Below are 15487 nucleotides of genomic sequence, written 5' to 3'. Positions count from 1 at the left end.
TCACCGCTCCACCGAAAAGCAGGTATCAAAATAACTATACCCACCAAAGTTATCAGCTAATATCGTGCGCATCTTTTTTGAAGTATATTTTTTATTCAATAGATACTGCCAGCTCAGCGCAGGCGTAAGGCAACCACTCGCCCCATAAATATCGTTCAGATCGACGACATTAATGCAACTTTGCGGTATTATTCGCATGACATTCTCTTTTCTACCCGAAAAGGTAAGCAGATCATCTTTCGATAAATCCTTCGTCATCTCACGTTGAATGCCATCCACGCTGCCGTGGGCGATATACTTACTGCAACTCACTTTTAGCCCGCTCTCGCGCAAGCTAAAAATAAAACACCCTGTCCGTTCGACTGAGAGTTGCATACCATTTTTTTGCTTCGATTTGACGCTACCTTTAATAGCAAGAGTATCTTCATCAGAAAAGACCAATACGGGAATTGCTCTGTACGCTCCGCAGATAACGACAAAATCAAAAACCTGCCAGTGTAGATAATCTTGTGCTAATTGCATCGCTTGTATTAGAGAAAACTTCTCCCCTCGCACTTTACAAGTCACGTTTTTGATTGAGAATTTCTTCAAGATATTTTTGGGCAATGTATCAATCGTCGAAGTATGCAGTGCACTGGTGATATTTTCGAAGACAGATGATTCACCCCATGCATCGATATAGATGAAAGCAGCACGCGACTTTAGCAATAACATGCGATCTCTTGGGGTCATCTGTTGCAATGCGGCATCAGCGGCTTGCTCCATGGACTCAAGGTAATCAATATAACGCGGTTTACGTATCATTTCCCGCGCATAAGTTTCTTTATCAGTGCCAAATCGCTTAAACGCCCAGCCACTTGCAGAGGTGGACTTAAGAGCCTGATTATACAGATACGCCTCCCAGGCATTTAACCAGTGAGGAGCATAGAAATAAAAATTCTCGTCTGGTTCCAAAAGCGAAAATGACGAAAGATAAATTTCATTTTTCATATCTACTCATCTCAAATGCTTGTATCAGACATGACAATACCGATAATTGATCCATCAACGCCAAGCCCCGTCTTTAGCAAATGTTTCTTTTCATGTTTGATGATGCCGATGTCAGTCAACAACTGACTCGCAATTTCTTCAATAATGTCATCATTACTTATCGGCGTAAGTAATTCGCGTTGGCGAAGGGAGTGCTCGCCAATAATTAAATCGACGATCCCTGAGCCTGTTGTGGTATAACCCAGCTGCCCTTTATAAGCGAGTACCGGAACAGGTTGCTTGTCAGAAAGCATGGCTATTGCTTTGGCTTCTGCCTTATCGCTGTGTGACGAACCATTGCCATGAGGAATAATTGCACATAAATCGCCGAGGCCAACGTTCGCATCATCCAATATTTTACCGATTACCTTAATAATATTGGCGCTTAACCAGGCTGAATCATTACTGCGGCTCGCACTAATTTGCACATACGTGGATTTGAGCTCTATGCCCCCATTTATTCCTCTGGCCTGCCGATGTGCTTTACTCTCAAGTAATATGACGCAGCACCCCTCTGCAAATAAAACCGATCTGCTATTTTGACCAAAGGGCTGTACTGATTCGCTATCAAGCATAGATTGATTTTCGAGAAACCAAATATGTTGCGTTTTAATTTTAGAGCAATTAATTACACAAACAAGATCTGCCCCGTCATTATCGATCGCCTGACAACCAAGATGAACCGCAGTCAATGATGAATTACTGGTGCAATGTAAATTAGGCGGAAGATGGTTTAACCGATATTTATGCGCAATATTATAGGCGAGTTCATCCTGCGACATATTGTTTACATGAAGACGGCTTATTGATGGTGAACATTTAAGATCTTCAACGTCATTGTGATCATAGAAAGATTTATAGTCCATGCCATCAACACGTGGCCCCAGCCCGGTTAAATATACCCTTACCCTTTCACCTGTAAGCGCGCTTTTACTGAGATTAGCCTGAACCAGTGCTTCATCAATTAATCGGTATAATAATGCTAATGGGCTATCATCTATTTGCTCTAGCCTTGCAACGCGCTTATTTCCTCTAAAACCACATTTCAGCGCTACTTCATCAGATGCAAACCAATAGTTTTCGTTAACACGCTTACCGACGCGAAGATTATTGATTAACTGATTATAATTTTCAGCAAAGGGTAAATATAGACTGTAACCAGCAATGATAGCCGCATTATCCATTGCTCTATTCCTTAATTACGAATGCATAATAGTTTCCGCCTTCTGTTGCCCCAACCAGAAGTACATGCTTAAGCGTTAAAGTTTGAGGACTCCGTACAAAGTTTATACGTGAATCGAAGAACGCTTGCGTATAGGGAATAGCCGGCACTGTTTGCTTTTTAATACAATCAATGAGAACCAAAAGATTGAGCAATCCGGCAGATGAAGCCACGAACCCGAAATAAGCGTTATAGTTAACAACCGGAACCCGTGGATTATCTTTCTGGAAAACGTTGTAGATGGCGTCAATTTCAATTTGCGAATTTTCTTTACTGCCATTACTACTGCCGCAAACCAAATCGATATCTGCTGCATTTAGATCGGCATCTTTAAGCGCACGCTCAATGGCCAGCGACATTGCTGACGATTTTTCATTCAATAATGATGCGTCAAAGTAACTATTACTGCTGGATTTACCGTAACCCGCAATTTCGGCCATCACTTCGACACCACGCGCTACCGCAGCATCAGGGTCTTCCAGTAGCAACATGCAAGCCCCTTCGCCGGGAATGAATCCCTTTGGCTGCTCACCATAAATCTGATAATCGTTGACATCAGAAGTCATATGAATTTTCTGTGTTAACGCATCCATATAGAGAGACAGTGAGGGGAAATATTCATCAGCACCGCCCACTATCACATGGGGTTGCAGGTTTTGCCGGATAATCTCATAGCCATAGGTTAATGCACCGAGTGCCGCATTCTCGCCGGTAGCGAGTGTGGTGGTATAACCTTTAATACCTTCAGAAATACCGCAAAAAGTGGCAATAGAATTCATCAGCGAGCCCGGGAACTCTGAGGTACTGACTTTCCTCGGATCAGGTTTCAGGCTCTGCAAATATTTATAGGTTGTCTCCTGAGGGCCACGAGACATCCCCATGATCATACCGAGCTCTTCGCCATCACGTTTTATTTTACGTTTTGCCATATTCAACGATTCGGACAGTGCAACAAGTGCAAACGTACCGCCACGCGTTGCCTTTCGGGCATCAAAACGGCGCAGATGTTTACGCGGCTCCAGCCCCATTACCTGAAAGGTCTTAAAATCCGGCTCCTGTTCCGGAAACGTTCCGGTGCTCATGGCGGCTTCATCGCCAAAAATTTCTTCGAGTTGATTTGTGGCTACCAGCACCCGTAATAATTCCCGCGCTTCTGCGAGGGTGTCATCAGGAAACGTAACGCCGCCCAATACAGGTTTGTTATTTTTTTGCCATACGTTGTGCAAAATATCATTTACCGTGTGACCAATCGCCGTTACGGCTCCTGCGCCAGTAATAGCCACACGCTTACGGTCATATTGACTGACCGGCACCGTTCCTGGTTTTGTACTCACGACCATGCAGCAGTTATTTCCACCAAATGCATAGTTATTTTTCATAAAGATATTAATTTCTTTTTCTCGAAACTCATTAGCGACATAGTCCAGGTCGCAATTTGGCCGCGCAATTGAGAAATTGAGAGTCGGTAAAACTTTATTTTCAGGAAGCGTCACGAGGCAAGCGATGAGCTCAACAATGCCTGCAGCACCAATGTTGTGGCCGAAATAAGATTTTGTTGAACTAACAAGCAATTGATCGTTATCAGGAAACACTTTCTTCATCGCCAGCGTTTCAATGCGGTCATTCGCTTCGGTACCTGTACCGTGTGCATTGACGTAATCAATTTGTTCCGGTTTTACGCCAGCATTCTCCATGGCTTTAAGCATGACCTGTACAGCACCACTGGCTCGTGGGTCCGGGCCGGTTTCATGGTAGGCATCGCAGGAGGTCGCGTAAGAGAGAATTTCACCGTAAATTTTGGCTCCGCGAGCAATAGCGTGTTCATAATCCTCCAGCACGATCGCGCCGGCACCTTCGCCGATAGACATGCCAGACTGACCTGAAAAGGGGGTGCAGGTGTCGGGGTGCATAACGTTCAATGCGTAAAATCCAGCAAACGTCGGCAGATAGATCGGTTCTGTACCGACAGCCAGCATGGTCTTACTTTTACCATTTTGGATATAATCAAAAGCCATCCCGATCGCGTTAGGACTGGCAGTACATGCTGTTGCGACCAATTCCCCGCCGCCTTTAAGGCCTAAGAGTGTCGAAACACTTGAGCAACAGGAAGAAAATCCCCCCGAATAAATAGCCTTGCGAAGCGAGAAATCCTCCATTCGCTGCTCGAAAATTGGCAGAAACGCTTCTGTGCCAGCGGAAGAAACGCCAACGATTAATCCTGTCTCATCCAGGCATGCTTTGTTATTAACAAGCCCAGCCCGAGTCAGGGCATCTTTGCCCACTTTGTATGCCCATAAGGCAGCGTTATCCAGTGAATGGATGATGTCTTCGGGGATCCCTGAATAATCTATTTCGTGAAGAACTTCCGCTGCACGAGCATTTTCAAACCACGCTGTAAATCGCTCACTGTCGCCGACACCATTTTTCTTATCAAATAGCGCTTTTTTGAAATCTTCAATGGTTTCGGCCAGGGATGACAAAATCCCCATGCCTGTAATTACAACTCGTTTTCGGTTTGTCTTCATTGTTATCCCCCGGAGTAGAAAATTTTTTTGCCCATAATAAATAGCTAAAGTAAAGCAACATATTTATATCTGTCGCTTTACTTATATTTTAATTATTAGAGCTACATAATTCGCTTTGACTTTGACGAATCAATAAAACTATGTTCGGCCGGATTAACTAACATACTTAAGTTATATAAAAACGGCACACTTTGTGTTCTGGCCGGGATGTTTTCTTCTGCCGTTAAAATTTCAAACCCTGGGATATCCGCCAAAGCATAGTCATTATCGATCAAAGCTAGCGCGATAAAAGATTGCAGCGCAGGGGAAAAACCGGAGTTAACAATAATGCCAACCTCTTTACCCTCAACCAAAACTTTATCATCAGGTTTAATACCACTGCACTCTGCAGTTGGGAGCATACCAACGAGTTTACGCTCCCCCTGGTTATGGGATTGTGGCTCTATCGCTGACTTGCCAATAAAATTTTCTTTATCGTATTGAATTGCCCATTGCATTTGCAGCTCAATCGGGTTTTTGCTATACACGGAAAAAATACTTTCATCCCAGCCGGTGTTTTCAAGACGAACAATATCCTGGTATTGGATACCCCCCGTTTTCAATTCATATTTACCACCAATCGAAAGGATGTTTTCCCATAATTTAACCAGGGCAGGTTCCTGGCCAATGGCCATATATGCATATTCGCCATGTTTCCCACAGCGGAAGATGATCAGTTCATCGGCCTCATTAATGTATTCAAAATAAGGTAAACCAATAATGTCGTAGCCATATATTTCTGACATAACTTCCCAGGAGTAAGGCCCTTCCAGCATAATAGCGCCCCAGCCGCTATCTGCCATAGAGTTAATCTCCGGCAGTTCAACGATATCAAGATCTTCACTGCTTTCTAAAATTGAATTAAGACGTTCGATTATCTCCGGCGCTGGGATGTTTTCTGAAAGAATGTAATAACCGTCAGAGGTACAGAGCACATACATGTCCCCACGGATGGTTCCATCCTCATTTAATACCAATGAATAGATACCTTGCTCATCGCGAATGATTGAAATATCTGCAGAGGCCATATGATTCACTAAAGCCCATGCATCATCACCCATCACGCTAACGATAGACATATGTGAATAATCGACAAGCAAGGCATTTTCTCTGACTGCTTTATATTCAATCGCAAGATCGTGATACGCTACGGGAACAGTGTGATTATTATAAATGCCCATCCGGGCATTGTTTTCCAAATGCAAATCATTAAGAGACTTCATAAAACCTCTTCAGGTAAATTGATCAAAAAGTCAGGAACGTTTTTTTGTAATAACAAATGATGCCAAATTATTAATGCTACGCATGTAAGAAGGATCGTCTCCTTCACTTACCTGGATATCAAAGACCTTATCAAGTAAAACAATAATTTCTGTCGCGTCTACTGAATCCAATTTTAAACCGTTACCAAATAATGGTGTATCGTCATCGATTTGCGTTTCATCCCGTTGAATATTTAATCGCTGGATGATTTCGGTTTTGATTGTGAAAAGTACATTTTTACGTTCCTGGATATTATCATGCATAGTTGTCATTGCTTATGTCCCATTAATGATGTGTTTCGCTTCACGGTAGTTAATTATTGTTCCCTGGCTAATTAACTTCTTACCAACATTAGCTGTCACGGAATAGTGCTTAAACCCAGTTGGATCTGAAAATGCCAGCTTGCTTGTAACCTCGATCGTATCTCCCGGATAAGCAATATCTTTAAACTTTAAATTTTGCGCTGCTAATACGCCACGCACTTGCGAACGTCTTTTCCGAATGATATCCAATAACTCTTGTTGATGGATTTTCGCATAAATATCTCGTAAGCTTTTTAATTCAACACCAAACTCTTCAAAATAAATATCACAAACATCAGTAATAAATGAAAAATACTCACTTGCCTGACCAAATATCTCTGCAATGAGAACGCCGGGCATGATAGGGTCATCTGGAAAGTGACCAAGTAAATAGGGTTCATTATAAGTAATATGCTTTACGATCTGCACATACCCATTTTCTCCATATTTATAATCATCTATTCTGTCAACCATTAATAAGGGTTGCCGCCAACCGCCCATTTCAAGAAAAATTTTAGAAGGAATAGAATATCTGGACATAAATCACCGCATAACCAGGCCACCATCGATCACGATGGTTTGGCCAACAATATAACTGGCGGCAGAAGAGCTTAAATACACAATTGTATTCGCTACTTCCTGACACTGCCCTAAACGTTTCAAAGGGATGGAATGAGTAACCTCACGCACCACAGTACGAGAAACTTTCTTTACCATCCTAGATTCAATCATTCCAGGAGCAACTGCGTTCACTCGCACACCTCGAGGAGCCAATTCTGCGGCTAATGTTCTGGTAAAACCGAGCAAAGCACCTTTTGACGCACTGTAATTAACCTGCCCTACACTTGGAATGACTGCTGCTATAGACGCAACATTGATAATCGCGGGGCTTTCAGAACATCTCAGTAGCATCAAAGCTTCCTTCGTTAATCTGAAAGTACTCAGCATATTAGTATCAATAACAGTACTAAAGTCCTCAAAAGTCATTGATGCAAAGAGGCTGTCTTTAACAATACCGGCGTTATTCACTAATACATCGATTTTCGTTACTTTAGCATTTAAATATTTCATTAATGTAGCTACCTTCTCAGGATCAGCTATATCACATTGTAATATATTTAATCTTTGCCCTACTGCTTCATTTTCTTTTAGCTCGTTTAAACGATCCGCATTGGTATTATACAATGCGTAGACTTCACATCCTTGTTCCAGAAATTTTTCGCATATGGCAATACCAATGTCACCACTGGCTCCTGATATCAAAACTGTTTTGCCTTTTAGATCATTATATTTATACATTTCCATTACACACAATTGAGTTAACAACAGATACAGCTACGGCATGAGTACGACAATGCGATATGCTAAGTGACACGTCAACAACACCACTTTCCTTTATTACTTCGTTCAATCTTCCAGTAAATAAGAAAAAGGGACAACCATATTCATCATGATTTATCTCAATATCTTTAAAGGACACTCCATCCCGGAAACCACAACCAAGCGCTTTAACAATTGATTCTTTCGCAGCCCAGAATCCGGATGCCCTTTCAAAATCCGGTTCATTGGCATTAATTTTTATTATCTCTTTTTTTGTAAATACACGCTGTAAAAAATATGCGCCGCCATTGTTAATCGCGTTGATGATCCGTTCTACTTCAACGATATCAGTACCGATACGTATTCCTGCATTTGCCATAAGGTTACAGTTGATAAGTTATATTAAAATTAGATATAAATCGATCTTCTACGAGGCCAGCCGGGGATATTAAGGGAGCTGATAAAGAAATATCATATCCTAGTGACTTAATTGTTCCCTTAACCCCAATGATTGACCCGATTATCCTTTTCTCATCAAAAGCATTTTGTGGATATATCTCACCAGTAATCTGTCCATAATCTGCGCCAAAATATAATTCAGAGTTATAATTCCCGATAAGGAAATGGAATGTATTCTGGATATAGAATCCTTTATTTCCGTCTAATCCCGTACTGGTTTCATAACCTCTAACATTCCATCGATTACCGATTGTAAATTGATCTTGTAGTGTTAACGGTGATTGCGAAAATTGAGCACCAAAATTCAATTCATAATAATAAAGCAAAGGTTCGGCATTGAACCATTTAACATAGTTTGTATTCAGATTAAAAATTTGGCTTTTAGAACTCACATCGCCTGACACCATATCCGGAGTTTTCTCACCACCTAACCAAGTCATAAAACGTTGCCAGCTAAGGGAGGAGTCTAACGTCGCATCCTGGAAATTTTGTTTAAAATTTAACCCAAGGCGCAGATTACCCATATCTCGCTCTTGCAGCGCTAAATCCACGCCACCCAATTGATACGCAGATCTACGCCTTAATATTTCTACACTCCCGGTTATTTTTTTATCCGTATTGCGGAAAAGGGTTCGGGTTCCTTTCAAACTAAGGTATTGATTTTTTCCCTGGTAGTCTAAATCCCAATAGCTCAGTCCTACACGCTGGCGAGACATGCTGCTACTGTAGAAAACTTCATAATCCCAAAAACCTACAGGTATGCTATAAAAAGCGCTGATGCTTTTATATCCGCCAGTTGTACTGCTGGTACCCGCCGAATAAAAAAGATCGCCAAGCCTTGCAGAGTTGTACAAATAACCTGAAATACCAGTAAGCATTTTTCCTGTACTTCTACCACCCCAGTTGTTATACGTTGTCCTGATATTCCATAATTTATTACGATTGGTGTTGATCACAATATCGCTATCGCCGTCGCGATTTCCAGGCACGATGTTAATCTTAACATCAACGCCAGGCACTCTCTGCAAATTCTCCAGACCCTGTTCAATATTTCGCAGATTAAGAATATCACCTGATACAAATGGTAGGCTCCAACTTCTGATGTCATCTTTTGCCATGATCACCTTATTGATCCTTCCTACTAAAATATTTAGCTGTAAATTTTTTTCCTTCAAGTTTTGTACAGGAATATTCACGCGCGTTGTTACATATCCGGCCTTTATATAATAATCCTGCAAGTACGTCGCAACATACTCAATACCTTTCGTACCAAGGCAACTGTTCGAGATCTCATCCTTTATATTTCGAATCATTTTACTACCCAAAAATTCGTTTTCGAGGATAAGCTCTGCAATAGGATAACAATCTTTTTCAGAGGGTAATTTAAAATCTATAACTTTTTTATCTTCAACTTTCGAGAAAACATCTTTTTTATCAACCCGGTTTTCCTGAGCGGTGTTATTATCATTTTTTTGCTGTTCTTTGGCTAGTCGTTCTAACTGAGTATCAGCATACGCACGAGCACTGCATAGCAAAATGAAAGCTAAAAAATAAAATTTGATTTCTATAACCTCAAGAAAATTAAAAGTATGAGAACGCCTAACAGCTGCCATTATCTTCATAACAACAGCCAAAACAACTTAATTATCCTTAAAGAACAAAAATCAACACCCGTTAAACTTCTAATATTGTTACAGTGGTAATATTATTGACATAATACATAATCAAAAACTATGCATTCAATTAATCATTATTTGCTATTGTCAGGTTACCCACTGGTGGTTTAACAATCATTTCAGCGTCTACTAAAGTGCTAAAACATCTATTCTGGGAGAACCCTGCCCCCTCCAACCTTAAAAACCGCATAATGAAACCCCACGCCATTAGCATCAAACAATCATATATTTTATAAATATATATTCTCGCAAGGAAAACTCTTCATCCTTGTGTTCTTAAATAAGATCTTAAAGCAACAAAATTCAATTTAAGATATATACCAGACTCTGGCACTCAGAAGGACCATCCTAACTATCAAGGTTTTTCAGGATGTTTGTATCAATAGCACTGGTTATTAATCAATCTATGATAAAATCATCAGGCTGACGGCTTTAATTGTTGTAAAAAACATAGCAATACATCTATTGTTATGCTGAAATTAATAACCTGACATTTTAACCTATTACATACATTGCTAATAAAGGACACAGCCTCTGGCTGCTTTGGAATATATATGTACTGGATTATCAACGACAACATTGAATTCAGACCGGGAATAAAAAGACTGTCCTCAGTAAATAATCCTGAAATGAATGTCACGCTTACATCGCCAGCCAGCCGTTGCCTTCTCTTACTGCTTGAAGCATCTCCAGATATTGTACTTCAGCAAGATTTTTTTAAGAAAGTTTGGGAAGAAGAAGGAATGTTAGTTCCAACGAACACGCTCTACCAAAATATATCCATTGTTCGCCGTGGACTGCGTGCTGTTGGTGAGACAGACAGAAGGCTTATTGTAACCATTCCCCGGAAAGGTTTTCAGATAGATGACAGCGTTAAAATCTCCAGACGAAACGATAACGAACCGGCTACACCTTTCCCTGTTTCTACTACCAGTTATCAAACAACTTATAACATTCCTGAAGTGTTTAATCAGCCAAAGGATGATATGGACGAGCAAGTTCTTCCCGCGGAAACAGACACTCGTACGATTAAGAAAAAGAAGCCATTTGCAATGTCGAATGGCCTTTTCACTGCTTCAGCCTCATTTATCGTAGGTCTACTCGTCGTTTACCTGACATGGAATATTAATAATGATGCTGATTTTTTTGAAAGTTATAAGTTTATTGAAAAGGAAGATGGTTGCCATTTTTACACTAAGGATGACAGCCATGATAACAATGAATATTATCTGAAGTATAAATCTCTTATTAAAGACTCCGGTTTGAACTGTAAAAATTACCCTTGGGTCTATTTCCCAACATCACAGACTTCACCATCACTCGCTGCTTTAGTCTGCAAGAATAAATTCTCGACAACATCATCGCCAGGATGCATTTCACTTTTAATCAGGGGAGTAAACGGTGACTAAAAAAGCAATCTTCTTTCTAAGTTTGATTTTTATAAGCGTGGGGATTGTGGCGGGATATTTTTATTACTCATTGCTTATAAAAAATAGAAGTGCTGAAAGTTGCAGCGCTTCTATGATTGTTTTTCATAAAGGAACACAAGCCAACATAACATTCGATTTTATGTACAATAATGAAAAAAGAAGTGGAATCGTTTCAGTAAGCGGAAGTTATCTGGAAAACACTCACCCAGAAGGCACTATACGAAGAGATATCTCTTTTACCTGGACCGAAAATCGCGGTACCTACAATTTTCAGTCATCCGGGATAAACAAAGTCGATAGTCTGGAAACCTTACCGGATAAAGTCATCGCTACTGTGTTGCCCGGCTTTTACGTTTATCCGAATAAAAGCATCACGTATTCAATCCATCCTCAAGGATCGCAAGGATTTCTCTTCACCATTGGTAAACGGCCGCTGTTCTTTTGCGCCCGCTAAAAATAGTAAGCGAAGGTCATTAATTTTGCCTGATGGGGACGACCAAACCAGTCCTCCCCTGCTTTCACCTTTAATAACAACAGCTGGGCTGATTGAACATCAATGTAATTCACGCATTCCCTATACAAGCCCAAGAATGGCGTGAATGCACCCAGAGCTTATTTTCTCGCAACAAAAAAGCCCCAGCTTACTAAGTAAGCTGGGGCTTAATATTTGGCGGAAGCGCAGAGATTCGAACTCTGGAACCCTTTCGGGTCGCCGGTTTTCAAGACCGGTGCCTTCAACCGCTCGGCCACACTTCCGGTGTGAGGCGCACTATAAACATCCTCGAGTCGCATGTAAAGCCCGGGAATGTTTGTTTGCCTGAAAAACCATCAAAATCGTGTTGTTAGCTTGAAATACCAGCACAATGACCGTTTATTCAGCGCATCTAAGATCAGTGTTTCTCAATGTACATATCTTTTGTCAGGTATACCCCCAGGCTATCGGGCGCAAACCCACCCACCCAAGGCTTCACCAGATGCGTACGAACATAATGATAAATCGGGATAGCCGGAACATCCTTTCCAAGGATATCCTCTGCCTGCTGGTAATATTTACCACGCTCAGCAATATCCTTTGCCTTCGCAGCACTTTTCAGGGCTTCATCATACGCCGGATTGCTGTATTTACTCGTGTTTTCGCTGTCACCGGTACGGAAATTATTCAGGAAAGTTGCTGCATCAGCATAGTCTGCAATCCATGCATACCGTACCGCATCAAAATTACCGGTATGCATGGTATCGAGCATGGTTTTCCACTCCTGGTTTTGCAGTTTTGCATTAACGCCAAGATTTTTTTGCCACATTGAGCTGGCGGCAATCGCAATCCGCTGATGTGTTTCCATCGTGTTATACAGGAGGCTGAAACTCAGTGGGTGTTCATCATTAAAGCCAGCTTCATTAAGGAGCTTTTTCGCTTCGGCCAGTCGTTTTTCCCGCGGCCATGATGCGTAATCTGGTGATGCTATTTTCACACCGCCAATTTCTGGCTGACTCACTACCCATGCAGGACGCTGCCCCTGTGCCATCACTTTATCCGCGATGACATCTTTATCAAGCGCCATATTGAGTGCGCGGCGTACTCGAGGATCGTTAAATGGCGGCTTAGTGGTATTAAACTCGTAATAATAAGTTGCCAGTTGCGGCGCAACATGCACCTGAGCGCCTAATGTTTTCTTTAACTGCGCAAACTGGTTCACAGGAATAGTGTAAGTAATATCAATCTCGCCGGCTTTATAGCGATTAACGTCCGCGGTTTCAGCGTTGATAGGAAGATAAGTGACCTTATTAATCACCGTCGCTTTATTATCCCAATAACGGGTATTGCGTTGGGCAACAATGCGTTCATTAACGACCCAATCGGTGATCTTATAAGCACCACTCGTCACAATATGTTCCGGCTTTGTCCATTTATCACCAAAACGATTGATCAACACGCTGTCTACCGGAACCAGAGATGGATGCGCCAGCATCGGCAGGAAAGATGCCGTAGGTTGCGTCAAAGTGACTTCCAGCGTTGAATCATCTAATGCCTTCACGCCAAGCGTATCAGGCGTTTTTTTTCCTTGCGCGATATCAGCGGCGTTAACAATATGCATATTTCCGGGATAGCTGGCATAAGGGGATGCCGTTTTCGGATCAACTAAACGTTGCCAGCTCCAGACCACATCTTTTGCCGTGATCGCCGTACCATCAGACCATGTGATCCCCGGGCGTAAGTGGAAAATCCAGACAGTGTTATCTTTGTTCTCCCATTTTTCCGCCAGCCGAGGTTCAATGGTTCCATCTTTCTTAACTGCAACCAACCCGTCGAAAATATCGCTGATAATGTTGAACTCGACGTCGCTTTCCACTTTATGTGGATCCAGCGATGCAGGCTCGCTGCCATTGTTACGCACCAGTTCCTGTTTTTCAGCAAGCGTTGTTCCTGCGGGTACCGTCGCTGCAAACGCGCCAGAACATGCGCTCAGAATGCCGATAGTCAATAATGAAAGTGCAATGTGGTTTCGTGTTTGTGGTTTCATGTCCTTTCGCCTTAATAATGTACTTTGTCACGACGCGATTACACTCTTAGCGCCCCAATAGTTATATAGCAATAGATTTCAGTGACATATAAGACACCAATATGGATCTGCCTCACATTTATTCCTTTATGCTGCGTAGCGCTCATTGCTGCGCATGAAACACTATGTCAGCACCGCTGCGTTATGAGTAAAGATGGGTAAAACAACTTTGTCAGCAAGCGAGACTTTTTTAGACTCTGCAAACAATTACATCTGTCATAAGAGAGTGACTCATGGATCGTATTATTACTTCATCGCGTGACCGTACTTCCCTGCTAAGTACGCACAAAGTTCTGCGTAACACCTATTTCCTTTTAAGCTTAACGCTGGCGTTTTCCGCAATTACGGCGACTGCCAGCACCGTATTAATGTTGCCTTCTCCGGGCCTGATCCTGACGCTGGTTGGGATGTACGGTTTAATGTTTCTGACATATAAGCTGGCGAACAAACCGACAGGTATTCTGGCTGCTTTCGCGTTCACTGGTTTCCTCGGCTATATCCTGGGGCCAATGCTTAATGCATATATCTCAGCAGGAATGGGCGATCTGATTGGTCTGGCGCTCGGCGGCACCGCATTGGTCTTTTTCTGCTGTTCCGCATATGTGTTAACGACACGCAAGGATATGTCCTTCCTCGGTGGCATGCTGATGGCGGGTGTTGTGGTGGTACTGATTGGCATGGTCGCGAACATCTTCTTGCAGTTGCCAGCGCTGCACCTGGCAATCAGCGCTGTATTCATCCTGATTTCCAGCGGCGCCATCCTGTATGAAACCAGCAATATCATCCATGGCGGTGAAACCAACTACATCCGCGCCACTGTCAGCCTTTATGTGTCGCTGTACAACATCTTTGTTAGCCTGTTGAGTATCCTGGGCTTCGCCAACCGGGATTAAACAATCTTGACTCCCGTTTAGCCCCGCTTATGCGGGGCTTTGTTTTTTGCTACACTCCCGCCGTTGTTGACTAACGCTGCGAAAAATTATGTTGATCTTTGAAGGTAAAGAAATCGAAACCGATAGTGAAGGCTATCTAAAAGACACGACTCTGTGGAGTGAAACCTTAGCGCCTGTCATTGCAGAGAAAGAGAACATAGTTCTCTCTCCTGAGCACTGGGAAGTGGTGCGCTTTGTGCGCGAATTTTACCTGGAATTCAATACATCTCCCGCCATTCGCATGCTGGTAAAAGCGATGGCCAATAAATTTGGCGAAGAAAAAGGCAACAGCCGCTATTTGTACCGCCTGTTTCCAAAAGGACCTGCTAAACAGGCGACAAAGATCGCTGGTTTGCCAAAACCGGTGAAGTGCATCTAATAGCGAATACCGAAGTTTGTCCATTCCCTGCCGGGTTGATGCGGTTCGGCAAGCACTCTGTCAACCCGGGCACTACGCGGTCCCCCTGCTTTAAGCCACGCAACCAACTGATTAACCGCTTGCTCGTCACCGCACGCAACTACTTCAACGCTGCCATCATCAAGGTTACGTGCATACCCCGTTAAACCCAGCTTCTGCGCTTCGTGCTGTGTGGTATAGCGAAACCCGACGCCCTGCACCATTCCATGTACCCAGGCGATTGTGCAGACATGTGCCATCTTTGATCCCCTTTCGACTCAGGCTCGTTGCATTTGCCCGGTGAACCCGTGACAATAGCGCCCATTTTCTTCAGT

General features: G+C 42.6%; 15 protein-coding genes and 1 tRNA gene. 4 read left to right on the top strand and 12 right to left on the bottom strand.

The features are described from left to right. The 9 genes from ACFX4U_RS06990 to ACFX4U_RS06950 form a co-directional block, all read right to left on the bottom strand. Positions 1–990 (bottom strand): ATP-binding protein, encoded by a 990-nt coding sequence (locus ACFX4U_RS06990; protein ID WP_313507274.1) that lies wholly within the window; start codon positions 988–990, stop codon positions 1–3. Between the two features lie 11 nt (positions 991–1001). Beyond that, positions 1002–2213 (bottom strand): beta-ketoacyl synthase N-terminal-like domain-containing protein, encoded by a 1212-nt coding sequence (locus ACFX4U_RS06985; RefSeq protein ID WP_349350590.1) that lies wholly within the window; start codon positions 2211–2213, stop codon positions 1002–1004. Between the two features lie 4 nt (positions 2214–2217). Further along, entirely contained in the window at positions 2218–4776 is a 2559-nt protein-coding gene (locus ACFX4U_RS06980) for a beta-ketoacyl-[acyl-carrier-protein] synthase family protein (protein ID WP_349350591.1), read from the bottom strand. Between the two features lie 101 nt (positions 4777–4877). Beyond that, positions 4878–6038 carry an aminomethyltransferase family protein gene (locus ACFX4U_RS06975; RefSeq protein ID WP_313507279.1) on the bottom strand — a complete coding sequence of 387 codons (1161 nt, stop codon included), beginning with the start codon at positions 6036–6038 and terminating at the stop codon, positions 4878–4880. A gap of 30 nt (positions 6039–6068) precedes the next feature. Beyond that, complete coding sequence (locus ACFX4U_RS06970) at positions 6069–6350, bottom strand: acyl carrier protein (RefSeq protein WP_305736513.1); 282 nt, start codon at positions 6348–6350, stop codon at positions 6069–6071. Positions 6351–6353: 3 nt separating this feature from the next. Further along, the gene (locus ACFX4U_RS06965) at positions 6354–6920 is read right to left on the bottom strand and encodes a 3-hydroxyacyl-ACP dehydratase FabZ family protein (RefSeq protein ID WP_313507281.1); all 567 of its coding nucleotides are present in this window, start codon (positions 6918–6920) and stop codon (positions 6354–6356) included. Positions 6921–6923: 3 nt separating this feature from the next. Further along, positions 6924–7679 carry an SDR family NAD(P)-dependent oxidoreductase gene (locus ACFX4U_RS06960; RefSeq protein WP_313507316.1) on the bottom strand — a complete coding sequence of 252 codons (756 nt, stop codon included), beginning with the start codon at positions 7677–7679 and terminating at the stop codon, positions 6924–6926. Next, positions 7672–8064 (bottom strand): holo-ACP synthase, encoded by a 393-nt coding sequence (gene acpS, locus ACFX4U_RS06955; RefSeq protein ID WP_313507317.1) that lies wholly within the window; start codon positions 8062–8064, stop codon positions 7672–7674. Before acpS ends, ACFX4U_RS06960 begins: the two co-directional genes overlap by 8 nt. 19 nt (positions 8065–8083) lie before the next feature. Next, positions 8084–9793, bottom strand: coding sequence for a ShlB/FhaC/HecB family hemolysin secretion/activation protein (locus tag ACFX4U_RS06950; protein WP_380217785.1), 1710 nt, complete (start codon positions 9791–9793; stop codon positions 8084–8086). Positions 9794–10389: 596 nt separating this feature from the next. On the opposite strand from ACFX4U_RS06950, the gene ACFX4U_RS06945 reads away from it, so the two are divergent. Continuing rightward, positions 10390–11244, top strand: coding sequence for a transcriptional regulator (locus tag ACFX4U_RS06945; RefSeq protein WP_380217787.1), 855 nt, complete (start codon positions 10390–10392; stop codon positions 11242–11244). Beyond that, positions 11237–11719 (top strand): hypothetical protein, encoded by a 483-nt coding sequence (locus ACFX4U_RS06940; protein WP_305736517.1) that lies wholly within the window; start codon positions 11237–11239, stop codon positions 11717–11719. Before ACFX4U_RS06945 ends, ACFX4U_RS06940 begins: the two co-directional genes overlap by 8 nt. Positions 11720–11933: 214 nt before the next feature. On the opposite strand, the gene ACFX4U_RS06935 is transcribed toward ACFX4U_RS06940, so the two are convergent. Continuing rightward, positions 11934–12021: transfer RNA gene (locus tag ACFX4U_RS06935), tRNA-Ser, on the bottom strand. Positions 12022–12155: 134 nt separating this feature from the next. Continuing rightward, the gene (locus tag ACFX4U_RS06930) at positions 12156–13784 is read right to left on the bottom strand and encodes an ABC transporter substrate-binding protein (RefSeq protein ID WP_313507285.1); all 1629 of its coding nucleotides are present in this window, start codon (positions 13782–13784) and stop codon (positions 12156–12158) included. Between the two features lie 272 nt (positions 13785–14056). On the opposite strand from ACFX4U_RS06930, the gene yccA reads away from it, so the two are divergent. Together yccA and tusE are read left to right on the top strand one after the other, a co-directional pair. After that, positions 14057–14716: an FtsH protease modulator YccA gene (gene yccA, locus ACFX4U_RS06925; protein ID WP_313507286.1), complete on the top strand. Its 660-nt coding sequence runs from the start codon at positions 14057–14059 to the stop codon at positions 14714–14716. Positions 14717–14804: 88 nt separating this feature from the next. Then, positions 14805–15134, top strand: coding sequence for a sulfurtransferase TusE (gene tusE / locus ACFX4U_RS06920; protein ID WP_313507288.1), 330 nt, complete (start codon positions 14805–14807; stop codon positions 15132–15134). Here the strand turns inward: tusE and yccX are convergent. Next, a complete protein-coding gene (gene yccX / locus ACFX4U_RS06915; RefSeq protein ID WP_017456237.1) occupies positions 15131–15412 on the bottom strand; it encodes an acylphosphatase in 282 nt (93 codons plus the stop codon). The two genes, tusE and yccX, sit on opposite strands and share 4 nt — an antisense overlap. Between the last annotated feature and the right edge of the window lie 75 nt (positions 15413–15487).

The organism is Kosakonia sp. YIM B13588 (assembly GCF_042788165.1).
GTDB classification, from domain to species: domain Bacteria; phylum Pseudomonadota; class Gammaproteobacteria; order Enterobacterales; family Enterobacteriaceae; genus Kosakonia; species Kosakonia sacchari.
Note: the sequence above shows the minus strand (reverse complement) of the source record. Positions and strands in the feature narration are given on the sequence as shown.

Bases quoted from the DNA above. Each gene is read 5' to 3' on its own strand.
- ACFX4U_RS06990 (WP_313507274.1), bottom strand. From the start codon at position 990: ATGAAAAATGAAATTTATCTTTCGTCATTTTCGCTTTTGGAACCAGAC.
- ACFX4U_RS06985 (WP_349350590.1), bottom strand. From the start codon at position 2,213: ATGGATAATGCGGCTATCATTGCTGGTTACAGTCTATATTTACCCTTT.
- ACFX4U_RS06980 (WP_349350591.1), bottom strand. From the start codon at position 4,776: ATGAAGACAAACCGAAAACGAGTTGTAATTACAGGCATGGGGATTTTG.
- ACFX4U_RS06975 (WP_313507279.1), bottom strand. From the start codon at position 6,038: ATGAAGTCTCTTAATGATTTGCATTTGGAAAACAATGCCCGGATGGGC.
- ACFX4U_RS06970 (WP_305736513.1), bottom strand. From the start codon at position 6,350: ATGACAACTATGCATGATAATATCCAGGAACGTAAAAATGTACTTTTC.
- ACFX4U_RS06965 (WP_313507281.1), bottom strand. From the start codon at position 6,920: ATGTCCAGATATTCTATTCCTTCTAAAATTTTTCTTGAAATGGGCGGT.
- ACFX4U_RS06960 (WP_313507316.1), bottom strand. From the start codon at position 7,679: ATGTATAAATATAATGATCTAAAAGGCAAAACAGTTTTGATATCAGGA.
- ACFX4U_RS06945 (WP_380217787.1), top strand. From the start codon at position 10,390: ATGTACTGGATTATCAACGACAACATTGAATTCAGACCGGGAATAAAA.
- ACFX4U_RS06930 (WP_313507285.1), bottom strand. From the start codon at position 13,784: ATGAAACCACAAACACGAAACCACATTGCACTTTCATTATTGACTATC.
- yccA (WP_313507286.1), top strand. From the start codon at position 14,057: ATGGATCGTATTATTACTTCATCGCGTGACCGTACTTCCCTGCTAAGT.
- tusE (WP_313507288.1), top strand. From the start codon at position 14,805: ATGTTGATCTTTGAAGGTAAAGAAATCGAAACCGATAGTGAAGGCTAT.
- yccX (WP_017456237.1), bottom strand. From the start codon at position 15,412: ATGGCACATGTCTGCACAATCGCCTGGGTACATGGAATGGTGCAGGGC.